12 protein-coding genes are annotated in these 11172 nt (G+C 68.4%); 6 read left to right on the forward strand and 6 right to left on the reverse strand.

Annotated features, from left to right (window positions below; translation table 11 throughout):
* Position 1: 1 nt before the first annotated feature.
* Positions 2 to 355 carry a CidA/LrgA family protein gene (locus tag GNX71_RS14645; protein ID WP_206178980.1) on the forward strand — a complete coding sequence of 118 codons (354 nt, stop codon included), beginning with the start codon at positions 2 to 4 and terminating at the stop codon, positions 353 to 355.
* Complete coding sequence (locus tag GNX71_RS14650) at positions 352 to 1080, forward strand: LrgB family protein (protein WP_206178981.1); 729 nt, start codon at positions 352 to 354, stop codon at positions 1078 to 1080. The genes GNX71_RS14645 and GNX71_RS14650 overlap by 4 nt, the downstream gene beginning before the upstream one ends.
* A 7-nt stretch (positions 1081 to 1087) precedes the next feature.
* On the opposite strand, the gene GNX71_RS14655 is transcribed toward GNX71_RS14650, so the two are convergent.
* Positions 1088 to 1933 (reverse strand): PhzF family phenazine biosynthesis isomerase, encoded by an 846-nt coding sequence (locus GNX71_RS14655; protein ID WP_206178982.1) that lies wholly within the window; start codon positions 1931 to 1933, stop codon positions 1088 to 1090.
* Positions 1933 to 2907 carry a tripartite tricarboxylate transporter substrate-binding protein gene (locus GNX71_RS14660; RefSeq protein WP_206178983.1) on the reverse strand — a complete coding sequence of 325 codons (975 nt, stop codon included), beginning with the start codon at positions 2905 to 2907 and terminating at the stop codon, positions 1933 to 1935. The genes GNX71_RS14655 and GNX71_RS14660 overlap by 1 nt, the downstream gene beginning before the upstream one ends.
* A 125-nt stretch (positions 2908 to 3032) precedes the next feature.
* Between GNX71_RS14660 and GNX71_RS14665 the strand changes: the two genes are divergently transcribed.
* Positions 3033 to 3872 (forward strand): AraC family transcriptional regulator, encoded by an 840-nt coding sequence (locus tag GNX71_RS14665; RefSeq protein WP_206178984.1) that lies wholly within the window; start codon positions 3033 to 3035, stop codon positions 3870 to 3872.
* A gap of 30 nt (positions 3873 to 3902) precedes the next feature.
* Complete coding sequence (locus tag GNX71_RS14670) at positions 3903 to 4379, forward strand: OsmC family protein (protein ID WP_206178985.1); 477 nt, start codon at positions 3903 to 3905, stop codon at positions 4377 to 4379.
* Between the two features lie 12 nt (positions 4380 to 4391).
* Here the strand turns inward: GNX71_RS14670 and GNX71_RS14675 are convergent, their stop codons facing one another.
* The 4 genes from GNX71_RS14675 to GNX71_RS14690 all read right to left on the reverse strand — a co-directional run bounded on the left by GNX71_RS14675 (position 4392) and on the right by GNX71_RS14690 (position 8684).
* On the reverse strand, positions 4392 to 5009 hold the full coding sequence (locus tag GNX71_RS14675; protein WP_206178986.1) for an Isoquinoline 1-oxidoreductase subunit: 618 nt from the start codon (positions 5007 to 5009) through the stop codon (positions 4392 to 4394).
* Entirely contained in the window at positions 5006 to 7171 is a 2166-nt protein-coding gene (locus GNX71_RS14680; protein ID WP_206178987.1) for a xanthine dehydrogenase family protein molybdopterin-binding subunit, read from the reverse strand. The genes GNX71_RS14675 and GNX71_RS14680 overlap by 4 nt, the downstream gene beginning before the upstream one ends.
* A 4-nt stretch (positions 7172 to 7175) precedes the next feature.
* Entirely contained in the window at positions 7176 to 7637 is a 462-nt protein-coding gene (locus GNX71_RS14685; protein ID WP_206178988.1) for a (2Fe-2S)-binding protein, read from the reverse strand.
* Positions 7638 to 7769: 132 nt separating this feature from the next.
* Positions 7770 to 8684 carry a LysR family transcriptional regulator gene (locus GNX71_RS14690; protein ID WP_206178989.1) on the reverse strand — a complete coding sequence of 305 codons (915 nt, stop codon included), beginning with the start codon at positions 8682 to 8684 and terminating at the stop codon, positions 7770 to 7772.
* 181 nt (positions 8685 to 8865) lie between these two features.
* On the opposite strand from GNX71_RS14690, the gene GNX71_RS14695 reads away from it, so the two are divergent.
* Both GNX71_RS14695 and GNX71_RS14700 read left to right on the forward strand, forming a co-directional pair.
* A complete protein-coding gene (locus GNX71_RS14695) occupies positions 8866 to 9741 on the forward strand; it encodes an alpha/beta hydrolase (RefSeq protein ID WP_206178990.1) in 876 nt (291 codons plus the stop codon).
* A gap of 151 nt (positions 9742 to 9892) precedes the next feature.
* Complete coding sequence (locus tag GNX71_RS14700) at positions 9893 to 11146, forward strand: efflux RND transporter periplasmic adaptor subunit (RefSeq protein WP_206178991.1); 1254 nt, start codon at positions 9893 to 9895, stop codon at positions 11144 to 11146.
* The last annotated feature ends 26 nt before the right edge of the window (positions 11147 to 11172 follow it).

The following is an 11172-nucleotide window of genomic DNA, read 5'->3' on the forward strand; positions in this document are numbered from 1 at the left end:
CATGCTCTACGCCATCACCTCGCTTTTCCTTTGCCAGCTGGCCGGCGAACTGCTCGTGCAGTGGCTGGGCCTGCCGATCCCCGGTCCGCTGATCGGCATGGTGCTGATGTTCATCGCGTTGCTCGTGCGCGGCAGCGTGCCGCAGGCGCTGACCGATACCTCGGGCCATCTGCTGCGCAACCTGATGCTGCTGTTCATTCCCGCCGTGACCGGCGTCATGCTGCATTTCGAGCGGGTAGGGCGCGAGTGGCTGCCGTTCCTCGCGGCCGGCATCGTCGGCGCGGCCTTCACCATGACCGTCACCGCGCTCACCTTCCGCTGGATGATCCGCATCACCGGGAAGAACGCGGAATGAGCGCCCCCGCGAAGCTCTCCGAGATCTGGGTCTTTCTTGCGCAGTCGCCGCTGCTGTGGCTGTCGCTCACGCTGCTGGCGTACCTGGGCGCGCTGTGGCTGCACCGGCGCAGCGGTGCGAACCCGGTGGTCAACCCGGTGCTGATCTCCGTCGTCGTCATCGTGACGGTGCTGCTCGTCACGCGCACGCCCTACGACACCTACTTCGAAGGCGCGAAGTTTGTGCACTTCCTGATCGGCCCGGCGACCGTGGCGCTGGCCGTGCCGCTCTACGGCCAGATCGCGCGGCTGCGGCGGCTGTGGCTGCCGATCGGTGTGGCGCTGCTGGTGGGATCGGTGGCGGCGATCGTCTCGGCCATCGGCATCGCGTGGGCGCTGGGCGGCTCGCACGAGCTGATCATGTCGCTCGCATCGAAGTCGGCCACCATGCCGATCGCGATGGGCGTGGCCGAGAAGATCGGCGGCCTGCCGTCGCTGGCCGCGGTGGCGGCAGCGGTGGCCGGCATCTCGGGCGCGATCATGGCCACGGGCCTCCTGAACCTGCTGCGCATCAAGGAGCCCGCGGTGCGCGGCTTCGCGGTCGGCATGGCGGCGCACGGCATCGGCACGGCGCGGGCCATCCAGGTGAACGAGACGGCCGGCGCGTTCTCGGCGCTCGCGATGGGGCTGAACGGCATCGCGACGGCGCTGCTGGTGCCGTTGCTGGTCAAGCTGCTGGGTGCCTGAACGGGCCCTACATCGCCCGCGCTTCGCCGCGCAGCCAGCAGCCCTGCGCTTCCTCGCCACGCGCGGGAAGCCGCACGCCGATCATCGAGGGCGAGCCCATCGCTTCGCCTTGCCTGACTGTCACGATCGTGGCCGCATCGCCGGCCAGTGCCTGTTCGCGCAGGCCCCAAGCGAGCGCGGCGGCGGCGATGCCGGTGGCCGCATCTTCCGGATATCCCGACGAGCGCGGAAACTGCCGGGCGCTGACGATCGGTCCGGTGCTGTCGGCCAGCGCGTAGGGGTAGAGGCCGGTGGAGTCCAGCCGGTCGCACAGCGCTTCGACGCTGCCAAGGTCGACACGCAGCGTGTGCAGCACCTCCAGGCTTTCGAGGCGAATGAGGGTCTTGACGCGGCTGGTCGCCGAATTGAGCACCTGTCCGACGATCTGTCGCGGCTCGACGCCCAGGCAGCGCGCGATCTCCTGGACCAGCGCGTCGCCCACGACTTCCACTCGGGCGCTCGGCTGGCTGATCTCGATGGTGCCTTGCACGTACCGGCCATGGACGGTGCCGCTCAGTGTCTCGATGGCCACCGGCTCGCCGCTCCACAGACCGCGCTCATGCAGTAGCCACAGCGCACCGATGGTCGCGTGGCCGCACATCTCCATTTCGTGGCGCGGCACGAAGTAGCGCATGCGGAATTGGTGATCGGCGCCCGACGGCTTCAACACGAACACCGATTCGTGGCCGCTCAGGCGCGTGTGCTCCTGCATCTGCGCAGTGGTCATGTCGTCGGCATCGAGCCAGACGGGCGCCGGGTTGCCGCCGGTGTCGGCGCCGGGGAGGGCGAATACGCGAACGAGCTGCATGGTCATCAGTCGGCCTTCGCGTTGACGGCGCGGGCGATGCCGCCCCACAGCGCGATGTCAGCATGGATCTTTTGCGCGAACGCTTCGGGGCTCAGGCTCTGCGGGGCGACGCCCTTGGACAGCATGTCGGCGCGCAGGTTGCGGTCCTGCAGCACCTTATCGAGGGCGGTGCGCAGGCGCTGCAGCACGTCTTTCGGCGTGGCGGCGGGCGCCATCAGGCCGTACCAGAGCTCGGGCTTGAAGTCCTTGATGCCAGAGGCCTCGAAGGTCGGCAGGTCGGGGAACACCGCCGAGGGCTGGCTGATCGCCAGCGCGCGCATCCGCGAGGCGCGCACCTGCGGCGCGAGCGCCACGGGGTTGTCGAACAGCGCCTGGATCTGGCCGGCCATCAGGTCGGTCTGCGCGGGCGCCGCGCCGCGGTAGGGGATGTGCGTCATGTCGACGCCGGTGCGCTGCTTGAAGAGCTCGGCTGCCAGGTGGCTCGCGGTGCCGTTGCCGATGCTGCCGTAGTTGAGCGCGCCGGGCTTGGCCTTGGCGTATCGGATGAATTCCGCCAGGTTCTTCGCCGGCAGTTCGGGCGACACCACCAGCACGAACGGCGTGGTGCCGAGCGTGCCGACCGGCGTCAGGTCGGCCAACGGGTCGTAGGGAAGCTTGGGATACACGGCCTGTGCCGAGGCGATGGTGGTGGTCGTCGCTGCCACCAGCGTGTAGCCATCGGGCGCGGCCTTGGCCGCATAGCCCGTGCCGACGGTACCGCCCGCGCCGGCGCGGTTGTCGATGATCACCGGTACGCCCAACTCGGCCTGCAGCTTGACCTGCACCGAGCGGAAGATCACGTCGGTGCCACCGCCCGCGGGGAAGGGCACGACGATGGTGATCGCCTTGGCCGGATAGGCGGCATGCGCGGTCGCTGCGGCTGCCAGCACACCGGCCGCGGCCAGGCGAAGGCCGGCACGCACGAGGGACGAGGGGTTCATGAGGGTTCCTTGCGGGATCAGGATCGACAGGGGGATGCGGGCTAGTCTTGTCGAAGGCGGCCGGCAAGGTGCGCCGGATCGCGACACCCTCGCGCACGAAAGCGACATTGGCGACAATCCCGCCCATGCCACCGAAAGACGCCCAGCCCGGCCTGCGGATTTCGCCGTTCATCGACCGGCTCGCCCACAAGGCGACGATGGTGGCGAATGCGCGCGAGGGCTACGCGACCAGCACGCATGCGCACGATTGCGACATGCTCTTTGTGCCGCTGGCGGGACGCTTCGACATCGTCGATGCGCAGGGCGATCCGCTGCAGTCTTCGCCCGGTCACTTCCTCTGGTTCGCCGCTGGCGCCGCCCACGCGACGAGCGCGCAGACGCTGCGGCAGACGCATGTCGCGGTGTACGTCGATTCCGAGTTCTGGGAGATGGCGTTGCGCGCCCAGGGCGTGCACGCACCCGTGCAGGGCATGCGTGCCAGCAGCAACGCGCTCACCGCGCTGTCGCAGCAGATGCTGTCGCTGGCGCAAGCGGGCGAGGCCGAGGAGCGCGTCGTCGCGCATTGCGGCGCACTCGTCATGGAGGCGGCGCGGCTCACGGCCCATCCTCTCGTGCAGCCGAACGACCGCGGCGCGCCCGCGCAGGTGCTTGCGGCGCTGCTGGCCGACGACATCGAAGCGGACCTCGCACGCCCGCTCTCGCTCGATGCGTTCGCCGAGCGGCACCGGCTCTCGCGGCGGCAGGTCGAGCGCATCTTCAAGATCGCGTTCGAGCTGTCGCCGCTCGAATTCCAGCAGCGCAAGCGCCTGGAACGCGCGCGCTACCTGCTCGAGACCACCGACGACTCGGTGCTCTCGGTGGCGCAGCAAGTGGGGTGGGAGTCGGGCTCCTACCTCTCGCGCATGCTCGGCAAGGCCTGGGCCGTGACCGCCGCGCAGATCCGCGCTTCGGCGCCGCGCCCCTGAACGAACACCTCATCACGGAGAACGACCACCATGTCCGAATACACCGCAGAAGTCCTGTGGCAACGAGGCGACCAGGATTTCCTGGCCAACACCTACAGCCGCAGGCACTCGCTGCGCTTCGACGGCGGTGCGGAATGGGCGGGTTCGTCGTCGCCGCATGTGGTGCCGCTGCCGTTCTCCGATGCGTCGGCGGTCGATCCGGAAGAAGCCTTCGTCGCGTCGCTCTCGAGCTGCCACATGCTCTGGTTCCTGACGATGGCGGTGAAGCGCAAGTTCTGCGTCGACCGCTATTTCGACGCGGCAACCGGCGTCATGGAGAAAAACGCGGAAGGCAAGATGGCCATGACGGTCGTCACGCTCCGGCCCGAGGTGACCTTCTCGGGCGAGAACCTGCCGACGCGCGAGCAGATCGAGCACATGCACCACCGCGCGCACGAGGAGTGCTTCATCGCGAACTCGGTGAAGACCGATGTGCGCTGCGAGCCGGTGTATGCCGCGGCCGAGTGAGGCGGTGAAGCCTCAGGACTTCGGGCAATAAGCCCCAGCCTCCGCCCAGGCCCGTATCAGGGCCCCGAACTGCACCTGCGTCCCCGGCGCCGGCGTGCGGTTCGCGCCCGGCTTCCAGGCCCAGCCGACCAGCGTGTCTTCCGACATGTGCTTGACCAGCGCGGCGAGGTCCATGTTGTCGTTGCGCGACTTGTCCTTGATCTGCTCGCAGATCTGCGCGAGCGACTTGCCCTGCCACGCCATCGAGGCCGGCGCCAGGTGCCACTTCGGATGGCCCGGCACGCCCGAGCTTTCGAAGTTGGCGGCCTGGTGGCAGGTGGCGCAGCGCATGCCCGGCGCGCCGAAGCCGTCGGCGCCGCGTATCACCCAGGGCTGGTGCGGGTTCATCGCATCGGTCTGCGTGGGGCGTTCGCCGCCGGGGTGGCAGTTCTGGCAGCGCGGGCTGTTGATGACCTTGCCGGCCTCGATGAAGAGGGCGGCCGCGCGGTCCTGCTTGTTCTCGATGCGGTCGAACTCGGACGCGGGCTTGAGCGTGGTGGGATTGGCCGGCGGTGCGAGCTGCGCGAAGGCATGGCCTGCGAACACCAGCGAGAGCAGGGCGGCGGAGAAAGAAAAGAAGCGCTTCATCATGCGTCCCCCCTGACCATCGGCAACTGCGAAGGCCGCGGCTTCCCGAGCCGCGCCAGCGCATTCGCTACCGCAGGCCCGATCGGCGGCACGCCGGGTTCGCCGACGCCGGTGGGCTTCTCTTTCGAATCGATGATCTTCACCTCGATCTCGGGCATCTCCTGGATGCGCAGCGACCGGTAGGTGTTGAAGTTGCGCTGCACCGGCCGGCCTTCGTCCAGGCTCACCTGCGCGTAGAGGATGTGGCCGAGCCCGAAGCCGATGCCGCCTTCCATCTGCGCGCGCACGATGTCGGGGTTGACCACCGTGCCGCAGTCCACCGCGCACCACACCTTGTGCACGCGCGGCTCGCCGTTCTCGCTCATCGACACTTCGGCGATTTCCGCGACGAAGGTGCCGAAGGATTCGGCCACCGCCACGCCGCGCGCGCGTCCGCGTTCGGGCTGGGTGCCCGACCATTTCGCCATCTCGGCCACGGCCTTCAGCACGCCCGCGTGGCGCGCCGACTTGCCCATGAGCGAGAGGCGCCCGTCGACCGGATCGAGCCCGGCCGTCTCGAGCAACTGGTCGATGAAGCACTCGGTGGCGTAGGCCGTGTGCGTGCTGCCCACCGAGCGCCACGAGGTCACGGGCACGCTGCCCTTGGCGATGTGCGCGTCGCAGCGGAAGTTGGGAATGTCGTAGGGAATGCTCTTGGCGCCCTCGACCATGGTGCCGTCGATGCCGTCTTTCATCATGATCTCGAAGGCGGTGCCGATGACGAAAGACTGGCCCACGATGGTGTTGCTCCACGAGGCCACCTTGCCGTCGCGCAGCACGCCGCGCAATCGATGCACGAACGCGGGGCGGTAGAAGCCGCCGGTGATGTCGTCCTCGCGCGTCCAGACGATCTTCACCGGCTTGTTGGGGCCGAGCGCCTTAGCCGCTTCGGCCAGGTCCAGGATCATGTCGTGGCCCAGGTCGATGCGCCGCCCGAAGCTGCCGCCCGCGAGCATGGTCTGGATCTCGACGTCCTCGGGCTTGATGCCGAAGACCTTGGCGATCTGCATCTGGTCGAGCGTCTGGATCTGGCTGCCGTAGCGCGCCTTCACGCGCTGGCCGTCCCACACGAGAAAGCCGTTCAGCGGCTCCATCGGGCCGTGCGCGAGGTAGGGAAAGACGTACTCGGTCTCGACCACCCGCTCGCCGGCCACCTTCGATGCCACGTCGCCCTGGCTCGCGGCCACGGTGCCGGTGGTGCGTGCGAGCTGCCGGTAGTCCTCCACGATCTGCGCGCTGCTGCGCTTCTCCGCGGCCGCGTCGTCCCACACGACCTTCAGTTTCTCGCGGCCCTTGATGGCCGACCAGGTGTCTTTCGCGTAGACAGCCACGCCGGCAGAGATCTGCTTGACGTCGACCACGCCGTTGACTGCGCGCGTGGCCGTCGCATCGAACGACGTGACCTTGCCGCCGAAGCGCGGCGACCGCGCCACCATGACGGTGAGCATGCCGGGCTCGTGGATGTCCATCCCGAACTGCGCGGTGCCGTTGGTCTTGCCGGGCACGTCGAGCTTCTTGACCGCGCCTTCGCGGCCGATGAGGCGGAAGGACGACGGGTCTTTCAACGGCGCGTCCTGCGGCACGGGCAGCTTCGACGCGGCCACCGCGAACTGGCCGAAGCGGCCTTGGCGCCGCGAGGCCACGTGGCGCAGCACGCCGCGTTCCACCGCAATGTCGGAGGCGGGCACCTTCCACGTGTTGGCGGCAGCCTGCACCAGCATCGCGCGTGCGACCGCACCGGCCTTGCGCATCTGCTCGTACGAATTGGCCACGGCGCTCGAACCGCCCGTGCCCTGCAGAGGCCCGAAGGAGAGGTTGTTGTAGAGCTTGGCGTCGGCGGGCGCGTGCTCGGCGCGCATCTGCGACCAGTCGGCATCCATCTCCTCGGCCACGAGCGTGGTGAGGCCGGTCATCGGGCCCTGGCCGAATTCGATGTGCTTCACGAGCACGGTGACGGTGTTGTCGGTGGAGACGCGCACGAAGGCGTTGGGTGCGAGCGCGGCGGCCTTGGCCTTGGAAGCGGTGGCCTGGGCGGCGCGGGTGGCAGGCGTCAGGTAGACGCCGATCAGCAGGCCGGTGGTGGCCTGCAGCAGCGTGCGGCGCGAGAGGGTGCTTGTTGCGCTCATCGCATCACCCCTGCAGCGCGCGTGCCGCGTCGTGGATGGCCGCGCGGATCCGCACATAGGTCGCACATCGGCAGAGGTTGCCGTTCATCGCGAGGTCGATGTCGCGGTCGGTCGGCTTTTTCACTTCTTTCAGCAGCGCGACCGCGCTCATGATCTGGCCCGACTGGCAGTAGCCGCACTGCGGCACGTCGCGCGCGATCCATGCGGCCTGCACCGCCTTGGCCTCGCGACTGGTCGCGCCCTCGATGGTGGTGATGGCGCGCTTGCCGACCGCGGACACCGGGATCGAGCAGGAGCGCAGCGGCTGGCCGTCCATGTGCACGGTGCAGGCGCCGCACTGGGCGACGCCGCAGCCGAACTTGGTGCCGGTCAACTGGAGATGGTCGCGCAGGACCCAGAGCAGCGGCGTGTCGTCGTCCACGTCGACGCGCCGCATCTTTCCATTCACTTGGATCTGATGAATCATGGCTCCCCTTCGTTGGGTGGCTAGATAAAAAGAACTACCTGGCCCGAGCGCTTCCAAGCGATGTCATGCGAGGCGGCATGGGGCCTCGGTCGGTGTACCTGTTCCGGCTTGCAGATGCAAGCGCAAGCGCGTTCAGCGGCGCTGCAGCCTCGGGTTCTTGGCGAACAGTTCGGCCGCCCAATCCACGAACGCCCGCACCTTCGCGCTCAGGTGGCGGTTCGGCGGATAGACCACATGGATCGGCAGCGGGTCGCGGCTCCAGTCGGGCAGCACCTCGATCAGCTCGCCGCTTTCCAGATGCGGCTCCGCCATGAAGGTGATGCACTGCGAAATGCCGAAGCCGCCGAGCACCGCCGCGATGTGCGCGTTGCTCTCGTTCACCGACACCCGGTAAGGCCCATTCAGCTCGATGCGCTCGTCGCCCTTGTGGAACTCATGCGGGTAGATGCGCCGCGTGGTGCCCGAGAAGTAGCTCACCACCGTGTGGCGCTTCTCGATGTCGTTCGGATGCTGCGGTGCGCCATAGCGCTTGATGTACGCGGGGGAGGCCACCGTCACGAAATGCAGGGTGCCGATGCGCCGGGCCACCAGCGACTGGTCGCTGAGTTCGCCGGCGCGGATCACGCAGTCGACGTTGTCGCTGATCAGGTCGACCGTGCGGTCGCTCACGCCCAGGTCGACCTGGATGTCGGGGTAGCGGTCGCAGAAGCTGGCCAGGTTGGGCAGGATGATCTGCCGGGCCACCGATGTCCCGACGTCGATGCGCAGCCGCCCCGTGGGGCTGGCCTGCGCATTGGTCATGCTGGCTTCCATGTCGTCGAAGTCGTTCAGCAGGCGCGCGGCGCGCTCGAAGTAGGCGGCGCCATCGGGCGTGACCGTCACGCGGCGGGTGGTGCGGTTGAGCAACTTCACGCGCAGGCGCGATTCCAGCGCCTGGATCTGCTTGGTGACCGTCCCCTTGGGCAGGGCGAGCGAGTCCGCGGCCCGGGTGAAAGTGCCGGCCTCCACGACGCGGACAAAGATGCGCATGGCCTGGATTTGATCCATCGAATGCCTGTTCTGGTACCCGGCCCACGCCGGAGGGAGGCGGATTCTCACACAAGGCGTTCAACCCCCCGTGGCATACGGATTGTTAGCCGTTTGGAAACAGAGTGGGGTCAGGTTGCCTGTTTCATGTCACACACCGCGCCTTATATTTCAACCATCGCCCATCACCCTGAGGTCGTCCATGTCACCCGTTCCATCGTCCCGTTCTGCCGAAGCTGCCGCTGCTGCTGCCGCGGTGCAAGGCGTGGAAGCCGATCTTCTGATCGAGCTGCCCGGTCGCGAACCGGTGGCCGCGCGTGTCTACGGACAGCGCGCCAAGAGCGACACGGCACCCCTGGTGCTGCATTTCCACGGCGGCACCTTCGTGTGCGGCGGCCTGGACAACGGGCGCAACGTGGGCCGGCTGCTGGCCGGTGCGGGCGCGGTGGTGGTCTCGCTGGCCTATCCGCTGGAGCCGTTCCCCGAACCCATCGAAGTCGGCTATGCCGCCCTCGAATGGCTCTACAAGCAACGCACCAAGCTGGGCGGCAAGGGCGCGCTGGTCTATCTGGCCGGCGAGGAAGCCGGTGGCAACCTGGCCGCGGCGGTCGCGCTGATCGCCCGTGACCGGGCCCATCCGCCGCTGGCAGGCCAGATCCTGCTGTCGCCGATGCTCGACCCGTGCGCAGGCACCGCGTCGCTGCGCAAGGCCACCAACGACGCTCCCGAATGCCGCTGGGCCAGCGGCTGGGAAAAGTACCTGAGCTGCCCCTCGAACGCGACGCACCCCTACGCGGTGCCGAGCGGATCGCTGCGCCTCTCTGCCCTGGCACCCGCGCTGGTGCTGGTGGGGCAGGACGACGCGATGCGCGACGAGGCCATGACCTTCGCGGGCCGCTTGCGCGCAGCCGGCATCGAGGTCACCAGCAGCGTGCTGCCCGGCGCGGCGAACTGGCCCAAGGCGCTGTACGACCCCGACAACGAGGGTTGTCGGGACTGCGCGGCCAACGTGCAGCAGCACTTTCGCGAGTTCTTCAGTGCGACGACGGCGCCTCCCGCGGCGCCCGAGCCCAGCTAGACCCGCAAGAGTCAGCACCGCCCACTGACAGCCGCCGCCTCCCCTGAGGCGGGCGTCCGGCCCCTCTTTTCCCCGAAATCCGCCTCCTGGTGCCAAAAGCACCGGGGTGGCCTGTTGCATCCCAAAAAGTCATCGAGAAGGACGAAACATCATGTCGAACAACGATCAACAAAAGCTCTCTTCCGCCGCCCGCAAGGGCCTGTGGCCCGCCGTGACCGGCCTGACCGCACTGCTGGCGGTGGCCGCCGCCGTCGTCGGCATGTACAGCTTCAAGGCCGAGGCCACCGCGCCGGTGGCTGCGCAACAGGGCACCCCGGTGTCGGTCGCGACCGTCGCATCGAGCCAGATCAACGCCTGGGACGAGTTCTCCGGCCGCCTCGAAGCGGTCGAACGCGTCGATGTGCGATCCCGCGTGGCGGGCGCCGTGCAGGCGGTGCACTTCCGTGAAGGCGCGCTGGTCAAGCAGGGCGACCTGCTGATCACCATCGACCCCGCACCGTACGCCGCCGAAGTGGAACGTGCCGAAGCGCAGGTCGCCTCGGCGCAGGCCCGCCAGGCGTTCAGCCGCAGCGAGCAGGAACGCGCCAAGCGCCTGTGGGACGAGCAGGCCATCGCCCAGCGTGAACTCGACGAGCGCGTGAACGCCGGCCGCGAAGCCGAAGCCAACCTGCGCGCCGCGCAGGCCTCGCTGCAGACTGCACGCCTGAGCCTGGGCTACACCCAGGTGCGCGCGCCGGTGTCCGGCCGTATCGGCAAGCTCGAAGTGACGGTGGGCAACCTCGTCGCCGCGGGCCCCGGCGCGCCGGTGCTGACCACGCTGGTGTCGGTGAGCCCGATCTACGCGAGCTTCGATGCCGACGAGCAGGTCGTCACCCGCGCCCTGAAGGACCTGCCGGCCAACGCCGGCGCCCGCGGCCAGATCGACACGATTCCCGTGCAGATGGGCACCGCCGGCCTGGACGGCACGCCCTTCACCGGCAAGCTGCAGCTGATCGACAACCAGGTCGACGCCCGTAGCGGAACCGTGCGTGTCCGAGCTTCCTTCGACAACAAGGACGGCGCGCTCATCCCCGGCCAGTTCGCCCGCATCCGCATGGGCCAGGCGCGCAACGACACCGCGCTGCTGGTGAGCGAACGCGCCATCGGCACCGACCAGAACAAGAAGTTCGTGATGGTCGTGGGTGAAGACAGCAAGGCCGTCTACCGCGAAGTGGCGCTCGGCGCATCGATCAATGGCCTGCGTGTCGTGAGCAAGGGCCTGAAGGCCGGCGATCGCGTCGTGGTCAACGGCCTGCAGCACATCCGCCCGGGTGCCCTGCTGGCGCCGCAGACGGTGACGATGGACGCCAAGGCGGACACGAAGCAACAACAACCGGAACGCGTGGCCGAAGCCGCGAAGTCCTGAATCGAATTCGATGAACTCGGAGGGGG

The sequence above is a fragment of the Variovorax sp. RKNM96 genome (assembly GCF_017161115.1).
In the GTDB taxonomy this organism is placed as follows: Bacteria; Pseudomonadota; Gammaproteobacteria; order Burkholderiales; family Burkholderiaceae_C; genus Variovorax.

Coding starts and splice junctions, on each gene's coding strand:
- GNX71_RS14675 (WP_206178986.1), bottom strand. CDS start 5,009: ATGATGAAGCGCTTCTTTTCTTTCTCCGCCGCCCTGCTCTCGCTGGTG.
- GNX71_RS14685 (WP_206178988.1), bottom strand. CDS start 7,637: ATGATTCATCAGATCCAAGTGAATGGAAAGATGCGGCGCGTCGACGTG.
- GNX71_RS14700 (WP_206178991.1), top strand. CDS start 9,893: ATGTCGAACAACGATCAACAAAAGCTCTCTTCCGCCGCCCGCAAGGGC.
- GNX71_RS14695 (WP_206178990.1), top strand. CDS start 8,866: ATGTCACCCGTTCCATCGTCCCGTTCTGCCGAAGCTGCCGCTGCTGCT.
- GNX71_RS14645 (WP_206178980.1), top strand. CDS start 2: ATGCTCTACGCCATCACCTCGCTTTTCCTTTGCCAGCTGGCCGGCGAA.
- GNX71_RS14655 (WP_206178982.1), bottom strand. CDS start 1,933: ATGACCATGCAGCTCGTTCGCGTATTCGCCCTCCCCGGCGCCGACACC.
- GNX71_RS14680 (WP_206178987.1), bottom strand. CDS start 7,171: ATGAGCGCAACAAGCACCCTCTCGCGCCGCACGCTGCTGCAGGCCACC.
- GNX71_RS14670 (WP_206178985.1), top strand. CDS start 3,903: ATGTCCGAATACACCGCAGAAGTCCTGTGGCAACGAGGCGACCAGGAT.
- GNX71_RS14660 (WP_206178983.1), bottom strand. CDS start 2,907: ATGAACCCCTCGTCCCTCGTGCGTGCCGGCCTTCGCCTGGCCGCGGCC.
- GNX71_RS14650 (WP_206178981.1), top strand. CDS start 352: ATGAGCGCCCCCGCGAAGCTCTCCGAGATCTGGGTCTTTCTTGCGCAG.
- GNX71_RS14665 (WP_206178984.1), top strand. CDS start 3,033: ATGCCACCGAAAGACGCCCAGCCCGGCCTGCGGATTTCGCCGTTCATC.
- GNX71_RS14690 (WP_206178989.1), bottom strand. CDS start 8,684: ATGGATCAAATCCAGGCCATGCGCATCTTTGTCCGCGTCGTGGAGGCC.